This is a genomic window from Lelliottia jeotgali, assembly GCF_977070485.1.
The window spans coordinates 230676-245062 of record NZ_CDRVFO010000002.1; the positions used below are offsets into that span (position 1 = coordinate 230676).

Annotated in this window: 13 protein-coding genes; 9 read left to right on the plus strand and 4 right to left on the minus strand. The window is 64.9% G+C overall.

What is annotated here, in order from left to right; all coding sequences use genetic code 11:
• Positions 1–3: 3 nt before the first annotated feature.
• The 8 genes from ACW4TB_RS03525 to ACW4TB_RS03560 all read left to right on the plus strand — a co-directional run bounded on the left by ACW4TB_RS03525 (position 4) and on the right by ACW4TB_RS03560 (position 8570).
• Positions 4–1065, plus strand: a complete 1062-nt coding sequence (locus tag ACW4TB_RS03525) for a WD40/YVTN/BNR-like repeat-containing protein (RefSeq protein ID WP_251962364.1) — start codon at positions 4–6, stop codon at positions 1063–1065.
• A gap of 3 nt (positions 1066–1068) precedes the next feature.
• Complete coding sequence (locus tag ACW4TB_RS03530) at positions 1069–3567, plus strand: efflux RND transporter permease subunit (protein ID WP_279931960.1); 2499 nt, start codon at positions 1069–1071, stop codon at positions 3565–3567.
• Entirely contained in the window at positions 3557–4747 is a 1191-nt protein-coding gene (locus ACW4TB_RS03535; RefSeq protein ID WP_279931958.1) for an MFS transporter, read from the plus strand. The genes ACW4TB_RS03530 and ACW4TB_RS03535 overlap by 11 nt, the downstream gene beginning before the upstream one ends.
• A 70-nt stretch (positions 4748–4817) precedes the next feature.
• Positions 4818–5390 carry a cupin domain-containing protein gene (locus ACW4TB_RS03540; protein ID WP_046785541.1) on the plus strand — a complete coding sequence of 191 codons (573 nt, stop codon included), beginning with the start codon at positions 4818–4820 and terminating at the stop codon, positions 5388–5390.
• The gene (locus tag ACW4TB_RS03545) at positions 5387–6379 is read left to right on the plus strand and encodes a fumarylacetoacetate hydrolase family protein (protein WP_279931955.1); all 993 of its coding nucleotides are present in this window, start codon (positions 5387–5389) and stop codon (positions 6377–6379) included. The genes ACW4TB_RS03540 and ACW4TB_RS03545 overlap by 4 nt, the downstream gene beginning before the upstream one ends.
• Complete coding sequence (locus ACW4TB_RS03550) at positions 6370–7353, plus strand: NAD-dependent epimerase/dehydratase family protein (protein ID WP_279931954.1); 984 nt, start codon at positions 6370–6372, stop codon at positions 7351–7353. The genes ACW4TB_RS03545 and ACW4TB_RS03550 overlap by 10 nt, the downstream gene beginning before the upstream one ends.
• Positions 7350–8132 carry a cyclase family protein gene (locus ACW4TB_RS03555; protein WP_115275122.1) on the plus strand — a complete coding sequence of 261 codons (783 nt, stop codon included), beginning with the start codon at positions 7350–7352 and terminating at the stop codon, positions 8130–8132. The genes ACW4TB_RS03550 and ACW4TB_RS03555 overlap by 4 nt, the downstream gene beginning before the upstream one ends.
• A gap of 153 nt (positions 8133–8285) precedes the next feature.
• Positions 8286–8570, plus strand: coding sequence for a DUF6021 family protein (locus ACW4TB_RS03560; RefSeq protein ID WP_455842884.1), 285 nt, complete (start codon positions 8286–8288; stop codon positions 8568–8570).
• Positions 8571–8604: 34 nt separating this feature from the next.
• Here ACW4TB_RS03560 and ACW4TB_RS03565 read toward each other — a convergent pair whose 3' ends face one another.
• Genes ACW4TB_RS03565 through ACW4TB_RS03575 form a run of 3 tightly spaced genes read right to left on the minus strand, consistent with a single transcriptional unit; the run spans position 8605 to position 12451 of the window.
• A complete protein-coding gene (locus tag ACW4TB_RS03565; protein WP_279931948.1) occupies positions 8605–10365 on the minus strand; it encodes a S8/S53 family peptidase in 1761 nt (586 codons plus the stop codon).
• Positions 10366–10368: 3 nt separating this feature from the next.
• Positions 10369–12222, minus strand: coding sequence for an ABC transporter ATP-binding protein (locus tag ACW4TB_RS03570; protein WP_279931946.1), 1854 nt, complete (start codon positions 12220–12222; stop codon positions 10369–10371).
• A gap of 16 nt (positions 12223–12238) precedes the next feature.
• Positions 12239–12451 (minus strand): hypothetical protein, encoded by a 213-nt coding sequence (locus ACW4TB_RS03575; RefSeq protein WP_042111372.1) that lies wholly within the window; start codon positions 12449–12451, stop codon positions 12239–12241.
• Between the two features lie 216 nt (positions 12452–12667).
• Between ACW4TB_RS03575 and ACW4TB_RS03580 the strand changes: the two genes are divergently transcribed.
• Positions 12668–13048: a hypothetical protein gene (locus ACW4TB_RS03580; RefSeq protein ID WP_012314059.1), complete on the plus strand. Its 381-nt coding sequence runs from the start codon at positions 12668–12670 to the stop codon at positions 13046–13048.
• A 24-nt stretch (positions 13049–13072) separates the two neighbouring features.
• On the opposite strand, the gene ACW4TB_RS03585 is transcribed toward ACW4TB_RS03580, so the two are convergent.
• Positions 13073–14197: a mechanosensitive ion channel family protein gene (locus ACW4TB_RS03585; RefSeq protein WP_119688786.1), complete on the minus strand. Its 1125-nt coding sequence runs from the start codon at positions 14195–14197 to the stop codon at positions 13073–13075.
• Positions 14198–14387: the final 190 nt, after the last annotated feature.

Here is a 14387-nt window from a genome sequence, read left to right on the forward strand (position 1 = left end):
GCGATGAACAAGATGCTCCATGGCTGGCTGCTGGCCGCCTGTTGCGCGCTGCCTCCGGCCTACGCCGGCGGTAGCGTGGATGTGCTCTCGCAGCCCGCAGTGCAGGGCCCCCAGGCCTTGCGAGCGGTGTTGCAGGATGTGGCCCGTGCCGGCACGCGCCTGGTGTCGGTGGGCGAGCGTGGCGTGGTGCTGCTCTCGGATGACAACGGCAAGGCCTGGCGCCAGGCCAAGACCGTGCCGGTGAGTGTCAGCCTGACCGCGGTGCAGTTCGTCGACGAGCGCAACGGCTGGGCGGTTGGCCACGCCGGCGTAGTGCTGCGCAGCGAGGATGGCGGCGAGCACTGGACTTTGCAGCTCGACGGCAAGCGCGCCGCTGCGCTGGAGTTGCAGGCAGCCGAGGCATCTGCTGATGAGCGCCGTTTGGCCGCGGCACAACGGCTGCTGGCCGACGGTGCCGACAAGCCGTTGCTGGCGCTGAGCTTTGCCGATGCGCAGCACGGCCTGGTCGTGGGCGCCTACGGCCTGGCCATGATCACGGCCGACGGCGGGCGCAGCTGGCAGTCCGGCATGGGCCTGTTGCCCAACCGCCGCGGCCTGCACCTGTATGCCTTGGCACGTCAGGGCGCTGACGTGTATGTCGCCGGCGAACAGGGCCTGCTGCTGCGTTCGCGCGATGCCGGTGCTCATTTCGAGGCTTTGCAAGGCCCTTATGACGGGAGCTACTTCGCTGCCAGCGTGCTGCCCAACGGGCGGCTGCTGGTCGGCGGGTTGCGCGGTTCGTTGTTTGCCTCCGATGACGGCGGTGCCAGTTTCCAGGCGTTGGCCAACCCGATTCCTGCTTCGCTCAACGGCATCCGCGTCGCCGGTGATCAAGTGTTGCTGGCCAACCAGGCCGGGATGCTGCTGCGCAGCAGCCTCAGCGACTTTGCCGCGCATCCCTTGCCGGTCTCCGATGGCCTGCCACTGACTGCCGCCACCACTGCCGCCGACGGTTCCATCGTCGCCGTCGGCATGGCCGGTGCACGCCGCCTGGCACCTTCTTCTTCCTCTTCCACGAAGGACTGAGCCATGCATGCCATGAATCCGCCCGCGCCTTGCAGCGGCCGTCTCGATGACTTCGACAACATGTCCGGGTCGCTGCTGGAGCGTGCACTGTTCAACCACCGGGCGCTGGTCCTGCTGTTGTGCCTGGCCGCGACCTTGCTGCTTGGCTGGCAGGCCACGCGCCTGACGCTCAACGCCAGCTTCGAGAAGACGATTGCGCGCGATCACCCATTCGTCCACAACTACCTGGAACACCGCCAGGAACTTGCCGGCCTGGGCAACGCGGTGCGCATCGCCGTGGCCAACCCCAGTGGCAGCATCTACGACAAGGACTATCTGCACAGCCTGCAGCAGCTCAACGACGCGGTGTACCTGCTGCCGGGCGTCGACCGTGCGGCGATGAAGTCGCTTTGGACCCCCTCCACCCGCTGGGCCGGGGTGACCGAGGAGGGCCTGGAAGGCGGCCCGGTGATCCCCGACGGCTACGACGGCGGCCACGCGAGCCTCGAAGCGCTCAAGCGCAACGTCGAACGCTCCAACGAGATCGGCCAGTTGGTGGCCTTCGACCAGCGTTCGAGCATCGTCTACGTGCCGCTGCTGGAAACGACGCCGGACGGCAAGGCGCTTGACTACACCGCCTTCGCCAGCGAACTGGAAACCCTGCGTGAACGCTTCCAGCAGCAGGGTGTGCAGATTCACATCACCGGCTTCGCCAAGGTGGTGGGCGATCTGATCGATGGGCTGAGGCAGATCCTGCTGTTCTTCGCCGCCGCCATCGCCATCACGGCTGTCGTGCTCTATTGGTACACCCGATGTGCGCGCAGTACGGCGCTGGTGGTGACCTGCTCACTGGTGGCAGTGATCTGGCAAATGGGCCTGCTGCCGGTGCTGGGATACGAACTGGACCCGTACTCGGTGCTGGTGCCGTTTCTGGTGTTCGCCATCGGCATGAGCCATGGCGCACAGAAGATGAACGGCATCATGCAAGACATCGGCCGTGGCATGCACCGCCTGGTGGCGGCGCGCTTCACCTTCCGCCGGCTGTTCCTGGCCGGGCTCACTGCGCTGTTGTGTGATGCAGTGGGCTTTGCGGTGCTGATGATCATCCGGATCCAGGTGATCCAGGACCTTGCCGTCATCGCCAGCCTCGGCGTGGCGGTGCTGATTTTCACCAACTTGATCCTGCTGCCGGTGCTGCTCTCCTATGTTGGCGTCAGCGCCCGAGGTGCGCGCCGTAGCCTGCGCGCCGAAGAAGCGGAGGCGAGCGGGGCGCAGAAACACGCGATGTGGCGCCTGCTGGACCACTTCACCCGGCGCCGCTGGGCTGCGTGGTGCATTGCACTGGCGGTACTGATGGCCGCTGGCGGATTCGCCGTGAGCCTGCACCTGAAGGTTGGTGACCTGGATGCTGGCGCCCCCGAGCTGCGTGCGGACTCGCGTTACAACCGCGACAACGCCTTCATCACCGAGCATTACGGTGCCAGCAGTGACGTGTTTGCGGTGATGGTGCGCACGCCAGCCGGCGGCTGCTCGGCCTACGATACCCTCAAGCGTGTGGACGACCTTGACTGGCAGTTGCGCGGCCTGCCGGGCGTGGACTCGACCAACTCACTGGCGCTGCTCAACCGCAGGGTACTGGTTGGTCTGTCTGAAGGCAGCCCGAAGTGGTACGAGCTGGTGAACAACCAGGCGACCCTGAACATGGTCACCGCCAACGCCCCGCGCGGGCTGTACAACGATGACTGCAGCCTGCTCACGCTCTATGCCTATCTCACTGACCACAAGGCCGACACGCTTGCGCGGGTGGTGGACACCGTGCAGGCCTTTGCCCGCGACAACGACAGCGAACAGGCCACCTTCCTGCTCGCTGCCGGCAGCGCCGGTATCGAGGCCGCCACCAACCAGGTGGTGAAACAGGCCAACCGCGACATGCTCTGGTGGGTTTACGGGGCCGTCATCCTGCTTTGCCTGGTGACCTTCCGCTCCTGGCGTGCGGTGCTTTGCGCAGTGTTGCCGCTGGTGCTCACCTCGATCCTTTGCGAAGCGTTGATGGTGGCATTGGGCATCGGCGTGAAGGTGGCGACCTTGCCTGTGATCGCGCTCGGCGTCGGCATCGGAGTGGACTACGCGCTTTATGTGATGAGCATCGTGCTGGCCCAGCTGCGACAGGGGGCGAGCCTTTCCCAGGCGTATTACCGCGCGCTGCTGTTCACCGGCAAGGTGGTGATGCTGACTGGCGTGACCCTGGCCATTGCGGTGGGCACCTGGATCTTCTCGCCGATCAAGTTCCAGGCAGATATGGGCGTGCTGCTGGCCTTCATGTTCGTGTGGAACATGGTCGGGGCACTGGTCCTGCTGCCGGCACTGGCCTACTTCCTGCTGCCGCAAGGCCAGGTGCGTTCGCAGGCGGATCCGGTGTTGCCTGCTCGTGAGCCTTTGTCGCAACAGTGCCTGGCAGGCGCTGAACTCACCCCGCGCCAGGCGAAGCTTCATTCGCTGGAGGAGGTGAGCCATGGCCGCTGAACGTATCGCCGGCAGTGTTCAGGCGCTGCTATTGCTGTTCGGCAGCTGCCTGCCGGTGCTGGGGGCAGTGCTGATCGCGCCTGTGCTGCCACGCATGCAGATGCATTTCACCGAGACGCCCGGCGTCGCGGTGCTGGTACCGGTCGTGCTGACGCTGCCTGCGCTGGTGATTGCGTTGGCGGCACCATGGGCCGGGATGCTGGCGGACCGTGTCGGCCGACGGGCTTTGCTGCTCGCCAGCATGCTGCTTTACAGCGTCTGCGGGGTGCTGCCGCTGTGGCTGGATTCACTTGGCCTGATCATCGCCAGCCGCGCCGGCATTGGCCTGGCCGAAGCCGGGATCATGACCTGCTGCACCACATTGATGGGTGACTACTTCGATGGCCAGCGCCGGGAGCGACTGTTTGCCCTGCAAATGGTCGCCACCTCGCTGTCAGCGGCCCTGTTCATGGGGCTGGGCGGGGCACTGGGCGAGAACAGCTGGCGTACGCCGTTCGCGCTGTATGCAGTAGGCGTGCTGTGCCTGCCGCTAATGGCCTTGCTGTTGTGGGAACCTAAGGCCCGCCGTGTCGAACCTCAACACGCCCAGGCTTCACGTTTTCCCTGGGCCGCCTTGGCGCCGATCTACCTGCTGACCGGCCTGGCGGGTGTGAGCCTGTTCATCGTACCGGTGCAGGTTGGTTACCTGCTGCAACTGCTGCAGGTGGATGCGCCCCAGCAGGTGGGCATGACCATGGGCGCCAACCAGCTCGGCGTGCTGGCCGGCGCACTGGCCTTCCGTTTGCTGGCCCGCCAGCCTGCTGGCCGCCTGCTGGCGCTGGGGTTTGCCACGGCGGGGGTTGGCGGCGGGCTGATGGCGCTTTCCACCAGCCACGCAATGGTGGTGATGGCCGTACTGGTCAATGGCCTGGGCGTGGGCCTGTTGCTGCCCACCCTGATCAGCCAGGTCATGCAGCACGTCGGTTTCGACCAGCGCGGCCGGGCCACGGGCGGGTTCACCGCAGCGATTTTCGCCGGTGAATTCATCAGCCCTTTGCTGGTGCTTGCGCTGACCGGCGGCGCGGCGCCGCATCTGCCCCAGGCGCTGCTACTGGTTGCCCTCAGCCAACTGATCCTGGCGCCGCTTTGCCTGCTGCTGTTGCGTCGCGCCCGCGCGGCGGGCGCAGTGGGGGCGCTGTGAACGATCAGCTTTCCAACACAGGCCCGGGTGCCGCCTCTGGCACCGGCCACAGTAATTGATAGGAGACAGCATGCAGTCACTTGCAACCTTCAAACGCGTCGTCACCGGCCACGACTCCCAAGGGCAGGCGGTGGTGGCCAGTTGTGGCCCTACAGCGCATGACTTTGCGCTCAAGGCGGTGCCTGGCACGGTGTTCTACGAAGTGTGGAACAGTGCCGGCAGCCCGGCGCTGCTGGATAACGGCGACGACCCGACCGCCCGGCCCCTTCAATTGAGCCCCGGCCCGTTGGGCAGTGTGATCCGCGTGGTGGATATCCCGCCGGACAGCCTGCAGAACCAGGTCAGCGCTGAGCAGGCTGCGGCCGCCTTCGCTGAAATCGGCGAAGCGCATGCCGGCACCGGCAACGCTGATTCAAAGCACAAACTGATGCACCGCACAGAAACCCTGGATTACGGGATCGTCACTGAAGGTGAGGTGTGGCTGGTGCTGGACGGCGACGAGGTACACCTCAAGCGGGGTGACATCGTCGTGCAGCGCGGCACCAATCATGCCTGGAGCAACCGCACCGCGCAGATGGCCCGCATGGTATTCATCCTGCTTGACGGTCGTTACGCCGAGCAGCTCAAGGAGGTGCTGCCATGAAGCTCGCCACACTCAATGACGGTAGCCGCGCTGGCCGCCTGCTGGTGGTTGCCCGCAACCTGGAGCGGGCGGTGGAGGCCAGCAGCATCGCCGCTACGCTGCAGGCTGCCCTGGACGACTGGGCGCAGATCGAGGGCGCCCTGCAGCAATTGTATGAGCAGCTCAACGCCGGGCAGGCCCCGGGTGCGTTCGACCTTGACCTGGCACTGCTCGCCGCGCCGCTGCCCCAGGCCAGGCAGTGGCTGGACGCGTCATCCTTCCTCAGCCACGGCGAGCTGATGCAGAAGGCCTTCAACCTGGACCCCATCGATGGCGTCGAGCACATACCGTTGATCTATCAGGGGGCCGGCGACGACTTTCTTGGGCCGCGGGCCGACATTCCCTTGCCCAGCGAGGCCCACGGCATCGATTTCGAGGGCGAGTTCGCGGTGCTGGTCGACGACGTGCCCATGAGCTGCCCGCCGGACCGGGCCTTGCAGCATGTGCGTCTGGTGCTGCAACTCAACGACGTCAGCTTGCGTGCACTGGCGCCCAGGGAAATGAAGACCGGCTTCGGTTTTGTCCAGGCCAAGCCCGCCAGCAGCTTTGCTCCGGTGGCGGTTACCCCCGACGAACTCGGCGACGCCTGGCGCGACGGTCGTGTGCACCTGCCGCTGAACGTGGAGTGGAACGGCGAGTGGTTCGGCCACCCCCATGGCGGAGCCATGCATTTCGGATTCCACCAACTGATCGCTCACGCGGCGCTGACCCGGCGCCTTAGCGCCGGCACCTTGATCGGCTCGGGTACCGTGTCCAACGCGGACCGTTCCGTAGGGTCGGCGTGCATCGCTGAGCGCCGTGCCATTGAAACCATCGCCCACGGTGCACCGCGCACGGCCTTCATGTGCTTCGGCGACCGCGTGCGGATGGAGGCACGGGATACCTCAGGCGAGGTGCTGTTCGGCGCCATCGAGCAGCGTGTGGTGCCGGGAGGTTGGCAATGCGCGTGATGGTCAGCGGGGCCAATGGCTTCGTCGGTCGCCAGCTGGTAAGGCGCCTGCTGGAGGCGGGGACGCTGCGTGGGCAGCGCATCCAGGCGTTGCTGGTGCTGGACCAGCAACTGGACGGGCTACCCGACGATGCGCGGCTACGGCGCCATTACGGCAGTGTCACCGACCCTGCCTTGTTGCGCCGGGCGCTGGCCGATGGTGTGGATGTGGTGTTCCACCTGGCCAGTCTGCCCGGGGGCGCCGCAGAGGCGCAGTACGAGCTGGGGTACCAGGTGAATCTGCAGGGCAGCCTGGAGCTGCTCGACCAGTTGCGCAATGCCCGGCAACCACCAGTGCTGGTGTACGCCAGCAGCGTTGCGGTGTATGGCGGCGATCTGCCCCAGCGCATGGATGAAGATCAGCCGGCCTCGCCGCAGCTGTCCTATGCGGCCCACAAACGCATGGTGGAAATCGCATTGCAGGACCTGGCGCGGCGCGGCGAGGTGGACGGCCGCGCGCTGCGCCTGCCTGGCATCGTCGCCCGGCCGCGCGAGCCGAACGGCCTGCGCTCGGCGTTCATGAGCGACTTGTTGCACGCCTATGCGGCCGGCGAACCCTATACCTGCCCGGTCTCGGCTCAAGCAAGCGCCTGGTGGATGTCGGCGCGCTGTTGCGTGGACAACCTGCTGCATGCCGCCGAACTGCAAGACCCGGGCTACGGGCGGATCTGGCAGTTGCCCGTGCTGCACTTGTCGATCGCCCAGGTGATTGCCGGGCTGCAGGCCTGCCTTGGCGACGAGAACCATGCATGCATCACCTTCGATCCCGAGCCACAGCTCGAAGCGCTGTTCGGTCGTTATCCACCCTTGCGCACAACCCAGGCCCGCAAGCTGGGCTTCTGCCATGACGGCTCAGTGCTTGGCCTGCTGCGCAACGCCCTTGATCTGCCACCGCGCCGCAGCATTGCGGCAACCCGTAAAGGAATGTGTGCATGAACGTGAACAAGCGTCGCTTGCTGGACCTTTCTGTAACCCTGGACAACAACCCTTACACTGACCCACCGCCTTTGCTGCCTAAGATCGACTACATGGACCACCAGCAGGGCTGGCCGGAAATGGCCGCGATGTTCCCTGGCCTGCGCAAGGAAGACCTGCCGGGCGATGAGTCGTGGGCAGCTGAACGGCTGCAGATCACCACCCACAGCGGTACGCACATGGATGCGCCCTGGCATTATGCGTCCACCACCAATGGCGGCGAGCGGGCCTTCGGCATCGATGAGCTGCCTTTGGAGTGGTGCCTGCAGCCGGGTGTGAAGCTGGATTTTCGCCACTTGCCGGACGGCCACGTGGTGACGGCGGCGCAGGTGGAGGCCGAACTGGCTCGCATCGGCCATCAACTGCAGCCGCTGGACATCGTGCTGGTCAATACCCGCGCAGGCAGCCTGTTTGGCCAGCCCGGCTACCTCGAAGCCGGGGTCGGCATGGGCCGCGAAGCGACGCTTTACCTGTTGGAGCGGGGGGTAAGGGTGGTCGGCACCGATGCCTGGAGCTGGGATGCACCGTTCAAGTACACCCGTGAGCGTTTCAGCGCCACGGGCGATGCGTCGATCATCTGGGAAGGCCACAAGGCTGGCCGCGATATCGGGTATGGGCAGATGGAGAAACTGGCCAACCTGGAGCAGCTTCCGGCCTATGGCTTCATGGTCAGTTGCTTCCCCTACAAGATCCGCCAGGCGTCCGCCGGGTTCGTTCGGGCAGTGGCCATCTTCGATTAGCAAGGCTTGCGGCCAGCCGCCGAGCTGGCCGCCCATCCCGGCGCAACGATGGCGAGGTGAACTTTAGCGGGCGTCCAGGCTTCCTCTGTTACAGCAGCGGTTGCCCCGGTGGGGCAGCCAGCGCTGCATCACGCCAAAGGTTGAGGAGGGGCAATGAAGACGCAAACCACGGTAGCGCCTGAAAAAGCAGGCCAGGCAAAGGGCCAAGGTGAGGTAGAGCGGGACAACGATGCCCATCGGCCAGACGGCTCAAGCGGTACGGCGCATGATTCCACCGCGCAGCAAACCGCGCGAGGCAAGGGGCCGCACTCGTCCGAACACGCCGACACTCAGGATGACCTCGGCTTTGACCCGGACTCACCCGATGTGGACGACCCGCAGGTCGATCCCCAAGGGCCGGCCAAGCCCCCCAGGGATGTGGAGAAAAAGGCTAAATGATCGAGGCCCTGAGCGCGGATGTTCTGGGTGATGCTCAGCGCACCCGCTCAAGGCTTTGCACGGAGAGCTCCAGGGCTTTTTGCATGTCCAGCCGCGCAGAACGCCCCACGTCCCGGTCGTGCAATTGAAAGTTGCGCTCGGAGGGCAGGATCGGCGCGGTAAGGTCTTCGGCGTCCTCTCGTTCGAAGTCGTGGCTGCTGCCAATGGTCATGGCGCTGCGGCGCAGCAGCATGCGTAGCTGCTCGGGCTGTAGCTGCGGGTTGATCGACAGCATCGCGGCCACAAGGCCGGTGACCATCGGGGTGGCATAGGACGTGCCGCAATGCACTGCGCCGGGCTGGCCTGCCTGGCGGGTAGAGGCGTGGGCGCAGGCTGCAGCGGTGATATCGACACGCATGTCTACGTTGGAGGTGCTGCGCTTGACGGCGTAGTTCGGCGACTCGACAGGGACAGACGCCTGCCCGCTACGTTGATGGCCACCCACCACGAGCAGTTGTTCGGTGATGAAGGAGGAGGGTAGGCGGTACTCATCGGTGCCCGAGAACGAGGCGCCGTTGCCGGCCGAGTTGACCACGACCACATCCGGATGGGCCTTGCGCAGCCAGAGGAAGAACTCCTCGAGCAGCTCTTCATAGCCGCCCATGGCAATCCCGGAGCGCAGCAGGGAGTCCACCTCATCGCCTTGCACGTTGCGCGCACCGACGCGGTGAATGCCCCAGCTCCAGTTGAGTACGCGCACGCCGTCCTCGACCAGGTTCACCGATGCGGCGATGTTGGCGGTGATGCCGGCATCGGAGTTGCGTTCGACAATCACCTCGAAGCCACCTGCCGCCTTGTCCAGCCCCCGCAGGAAGCCGGTGTTGCCTCCGTCATCCCAGCCGGCGGCAAGAATGCCGGCGACGGTTGTGCCGTGGTTGTCCGGTTTGCTGGCATCCTGGGCATACACGCAGGTGCGGTGCCCCTCGCAGGCGCCCAGGTAGTCGGCGAAATCTGCGGTATCGAAGTCGACATTGCGTTCGATCACCCCGACCCGAACCGGGGTGGGCAGCACCGGCACCTGGCGGCCCGGGATGCGCCGCTGATAGTAGTGCACCGCATCGAGGAAGCGGTTGGCAGCCCATTCGTCCGAGCCTTGCGCAGGCTTGCTGGCCCCCGGTGCCTCAGTGGGGGCGTGTTCTGCCTCTTCGGCCGCCGATTCCTCCACCACCACCGCATCCACGCTGGTTTCACCGCCCAGGCGCAATACCAGCGCGTCACGCTGCACCAGGTCCTGGGCGGGCAGGCGCAACTGATACAGGTTCAGAGGAGCGATGCTGCCCACCACCTTGGCCCCGTATTTGCGCGCCAAACGTTCGGCTTCCTGGCGGCCGTCGTGGTCCTCTTCTATCAGCACGCTGACCAGGTCGACATAGGTGGTCAGGCCATCCATGTTCCTGGCCACTTCCTTGGGCCCTGCGGCCAGCACATGGTTGTTGTGCAGGGTAAGCCAGGCGGCATTGCTGGCACGCGGGCCGTCCTGCAACCACAGCGGGCCGCTTTGCACGGCCGTGCCGTCCAGTTGCAGGCGCAAGGTATCCCCCTGGCGCTGGACACGCTCCGGGGCCACTGCCTTGCCGCTGAGCAGCAGCTGCGGCGTGGCCTGGCCAAGCCCCTGCACGCGCAGGCACCAGGTTTGCTGCTGGTTGTCCATCAAGTCGCCGCAGCGTTTGAGCTGTTGCAGGCGCAACGGCTGCTCGGCGAGCGCAGCGGTGCTGACAGCCAGCGCCAGGGCAAGGGCAATCCGTGAATGGCCCATGGCTTACTCCATGGCCTCGGCCACGCCCTGATCCTCACCCAGGAAACCACCGCTCTGGTGCTGCCACAGCCTGGCATAGGTGCCGTTCCTGGCGAGCAGTTCGCTGTGGGTTCCCTGTTCTATGATGCGCCCCTCGTCCATGACGATAAGCCGGTCCATGGCGGCGATCGTCGACAGCCGGTGGGCGATGGCGATAACCGTCTTGCCCTCCATCATTTCATTGAGGCTTTCCTGGATGGCGACCTCGACTTCCGAATCCAGCGCGCTGGTGGCTTCGTCGAGCAGCAGGATCGGGGCGTTCTTGAGCATGACCCGGGCGATGGCGATGCGTTGGCGCTGGCCGCCTGAAAGCTTGATGCCGCGTTCACCCACCAAGGTGTCATAGCCGCTGTGGCCTTGCCGGTCACTGAGTTGCTTGATGAATGCGTCGGCCTGGGCGTTGGCTGCGGCGCGGCGGATCTGTTGCTCGGTCGCATCGGGGCGGCCGTAGGCGATGTTGTCGCGGATGGAACGGTGCAGCAGAGAGGTATCCTGGGTGACCATGCCGATGGCGCTGCGCAGGCTGTCCTGGGTGACCTTGGCGATGTTCTGCCCATCGATGCGTATTTCGCCGTTGTCGACGTCGTAGAAGCGCAGCAGCAGGTTGATCAGCGTGGACTTGCCCGCGCCGGAACGGCCCACCAGGCCGACTTTTTCGCCTGGGCGAATGTGCAGCGTCAGGCCATCGAGCACCTGACGTTCGCCATTGTAGTTGAAGCTGACATTGTCGAAGTCCACTGCACCGCCAGTGGTCTTGAGCACCCCGGCGTTCGGTGCATCCTGCACCTTCGGGCCGCGCGTGAGGGTTTCCATGCCGTCATGCACGGTGCCGATGTTCTCGAACAACGAAGTCATCTGCCACATGATCCAGTGCGACATGCCGTTGACCCGCAGTGCCATGGCGGTAATCGCCGCAACGGCGCCCGTGCCCACTTCGCCCTGGTGCCAGAGCCACAGGGCATAGCCGCCAGCGCCAGCGATCAGGCCGACCACCAGCGCCTGGTTGACGATCTCGAACTGGCTGACCAGGCGCATCTGGCGAAAACCGGTGAGCTTGAAGTCTTCCATTGCCGCCCGCGCAAAGTGCGCTTCACGCTTGGAGTGCGAGAACAGCTTCACCGTAGTGATGTTGGTGTACGCGTCCGACACCCGCCCGGTCATCGAGGAACGCGCGTGGGCCTGCTCCTGCCCCACTTGCCCCAGGCGCGGTACGAAGTACAGCATGGCCAGCCCGAACAGCGCGACCCAGGCAATAAAAGGCAGCATAAGCTTGAGGTCGAAGCCGCCGGCCAGGGCGATGATCGCGATGAAATACACGCCGATGCCCGGTGCGATCTCGATGATGGTGAACAGCACTTCGCGCACCGCCAGGGCCGTCTGCATCACTTTGGTGGTGACCCGGCCGGAGAACTCGTCAGAGAAGAACGAAAGGCTCTGACGCAGCATCAGCCGGTGGAAGTCCCACCGCAGCCGCAGCGGCAGGTTGATCGCCAGTACCTGGTGCTGCACCATCGTGCGCAGCGCCACCAGGCCTATGCTGGTCAGCAATACGATGGCGATGCCCCACAACACCCGGGTTTCCTGCCCATCGGCAGCGCCGCCCGCCTGCCAGGCCGCCAGCAGGTCGACGACCTGCCCCAGGAAGGAAAACAGCCAGGCTTCATAGATCGACACCCCGGCGCTTAGCAGCGCAAGCGCAAGCACATAGCCACGCGCGCCTCGCGTGCAGGCCCACAGGAAGCGCAGCAGGCCAACCGGGGGTGGTGGAGCCTCGTCGGGTGGGAAAGGGTCGAGCCGTCGTTCAAAGGCGCGCAGCATAAAGTCTCCGAATGGGTCAGGTGTCGCTCACTTGCGACAGGGGTCTGGCCACGTGTTCAAGTGGCCGTCGTTCTGCCGCCACGGCCGAATTCATCGTCGCTCGCGCCATGACCAGCAAGGTATGAAAACGCGTCCAAGGCACCCGGTCGAGCCGGGCCGGGAGGTCGGTGCTGTAGAAGCGCTCCTGCGCAGAGGCGCCGGCTGGTTGTTGCATGGCGTGGGTCGTCATGGCAAGTCCTTTTGGCTGACTGGGGCAGGGCTGTTCGGTCAGCGTCTTTCAGAAGAGCCCATAGGCGGATAAAAGTTTGATTCGCTTCGCTCGGCGCAGGCCCTCTGCCCAGTTTGGCATGCCACGGTGAACATTCACGGTCCCACGCTCTCAAAATCACAGGGTCTCAAGGTTGTGCCTGCAGCCCGGCCTTCCAACCACTGAGGAGTCAATGTCATGCCACGTGGAGACAAGGACAAATACACCGAAAAGCAAAAGCGCAAGGCTGAGCACATAGAAGAAAGCTATGAGCATAAGGGGGTCTCCAAGGATGAGGCCGAGGCTCGCGCATGGGCTACCGTCAACAAGCAGTCTGGAGGTGGCGAGAAAGCTGGGGGCTCAGGCAAGAAGACCGCGCCCGGCGAAAAGAGCACCGCGCGTTCTGATTCCGCCAGGCGTGCTGCCAAAACCCGTCAGGGCCATGCCCGCGCATCAGGCTCGTCCCTGCAGACCCAGACCAAGGAAAGCCTGATGAAGGAGGCCCGCAGCAAGGACATCAAGGGGCGCTCCAGCATGACCAAGGCCCAATTGGTCGAAGCCCTGCGCAGGCACGGTTGAAAGCGGCCAGAGCCCAAGCGCAGTTCAGGCCTTTTTGAAACCCAGCCCTTCGATGCCCTGGCCCAGGGCATCGGCCCCTTGCGGCAGCGCTGTGACCTTGATCGCCCGCACCGGTACCGCGAATGTTGCGCCGATTCTGGAGAACCGCTCGAGCAAGCGGAAGTTGATAGCCTGCTGGATGTCCATGTAGAGGTTGTAGCCTGGGTCCTTGACGATGTAGACGCATTCGAACTCCAGCGCCTCCTTGCCGAAACCGCGCAAGTGGGCGCGGTCGAAACGCGCCTGCTCTTGTGCCTTGATCGCTTCTTCGACAATGGCCGGGGCTTTTTTCACGGCCTCGGTCGGGGTGTCGTAAGACAGGCCGAACTCAAAGACGATGCGCCGCTCCTGCAGGCGCTTGTAGTTCTGGATGGTGCTGCTGATCATGCTGGCATTGGCCATGACGATCTGCTCACCGCCCAAACTGCGGATGCGCGTGGTCTTCAGCCCGACCTGCTCTACGGTGCCGGCCAGTGCGCCGATGACGATGAAGTCGCCCACCTCGAACGGCTTGTCCACGGCAATCGCCAGCGAGGCGAACAGGTCGCCGAGGATGTTCTGCACGGCAAGCGCAACGGCAATGCCGCCCACGCCAAGGCTTGCGACGAAGGCGGTGATGTTCACGCCCAGGTTCGACAGCATGGCCAGCAGTACCACCGACCACAGCAGCACCCGTGCGCCCCACCCCGCCAGGGTGGCCAGGGCGCTGCCCTGGTTCAGGCCCGCGGTGCTGTGCCGGGCGAAGTAGCGGTTAAGGCCCAGGCCGATGGCACGGTTGACCCACAAGCCGATCTGCAGCGCCGCCACCACGAACCAGAGGCTGCCCACCCGGCTCAGCCAGCGCTCGGGCAGGTCGAGCATGCTCAGGCCCACCAGTACAGAGGCAAGGAACAGCAGGAAGTTGCTGGTGCCGGACAGCACTTTGGCCATTACCTGGCTCAGTGCGCCGTCATGCTCGGACCAGCGTTGCACCCGCCTGAGCAAAAAACTGATGGCCGCCCGGGTGGCCAGGAAGGTCAGTGCGGCGACAGCCAGCGCCAGCAGCAGGTTGAGGATGGAAATACCGAACACGGTGGTGTCGGTGAAAAATTCGATGATGCGATCGTTCATGAGCGATTGGCCTCCTGGTTGCCCTTGAGTGAATTCGCACGTGCAGTTCATCGGACGCCGACAGGTCGTGAGAGGTCGATCGGATTTTGGGTTTTTCTCGACCTTTGCATGCCTTGAGCGCTTCGACGCCCTTGAGAGCGAGCGCCGCGCGGGCGGCGCTCGCTCTCAAGGGCGTCTGCATATCACGACG

Bases quoted from the DNA above. Each gene is read 5' to 3' on its own strand.
- ACW4TB_RS03550 (WP_279931954.1), top strand. From the start codon at position 6,370: ATGCGCGTGATGGTCAGCGGGGCCAATGGCTTCGTCGGTCGCCAGCTG.
- ACW4TB_RS03565 (WP_279931948.1), bottom strand. From the start codon at position 10,365: ATGGGCCATTCACGGATTGCCCTTGCCCTGGCGCTGGCTGTCAGCACC.
- ACW4TB_RS03560 (WP_455842884.1), top strand. From the start codon at position 8,286: ATGAAGACGCAAACCACGGTAGCGCCTGAAAAAGCAGGCCAGGCAAAG.
- ACW4TB_RS03580 (WP_012314059.1), top strand. From the start codon at position 12,668: ATGCCACGTGGAGACAAGGACAAATACACCGAAAAGCAAAAGCGCAAG.
- ACW4TB_RS03535 (WP_279931958.1), top strand. From the start codon at position 3,557: ATGGCCGCTGAACGTATCGCCGGCAGTGTTCAGGCGCTGCTATTGCTG.
- ACW4TB_RS03585 (WP_119688786.1), bottom strand. From the start codon at position 14,197: ATGAACGATCGCATCATCGAATTTTTCACCGACACCACCGTGTTCGGT.
- ACW4TB_RS03570 (WP_279931946.1), bottom strand. From the start codon at position 12,222: ATGCTGCGCGCCTTTGAACGACGGCTCGACCCTTTCCCACCCGACGAG.
- ACW4TB_RS03525 (WP_251962364.1), top strand. From the start codon at position 4: ATGAACAAGATGCTCCATGGCTGGCTGCTGGCCGCCTGTTGCGCGCTG.
- ACW4TB_RS03530 (WP_279931960.1), top strand. From the start codon at position 1,069: ATGCATGCCATGAATCCGCCCGCGCCTTGCAGCGGCCGTCTCGATGAC.
- ACW4TB_RS03555 (WP_115275122.1), top strand. From the start codon at position 7,350: ATGAACGTGAACAAGCGTCGCTTGCTGGACCTTTCTGTAACCCTGGAC.
- ACW4TB_RS03545 (WP_279931955.1), top strand. From the start codon at position 5,387: ATGAAGCTCGCCACACTCAATGACGGTAGCCGCGCTGGCCGCCTGCTG.
- ACW4TB_RS03575 (WP_042111372.1), bottom strand. From the start codon at position 12,451: ATGACGACCCACGCCATGCAACAACCAGCCGGCGCCTCTGCGCAGGAG.
- ACW4TB_RS03540 (WP_046785541.1), top strand. From the start codon at position 4,818: ATGCAGTCACTTGCAACCTTCAAACGCGTCGTCACCGGCCACGACTCC.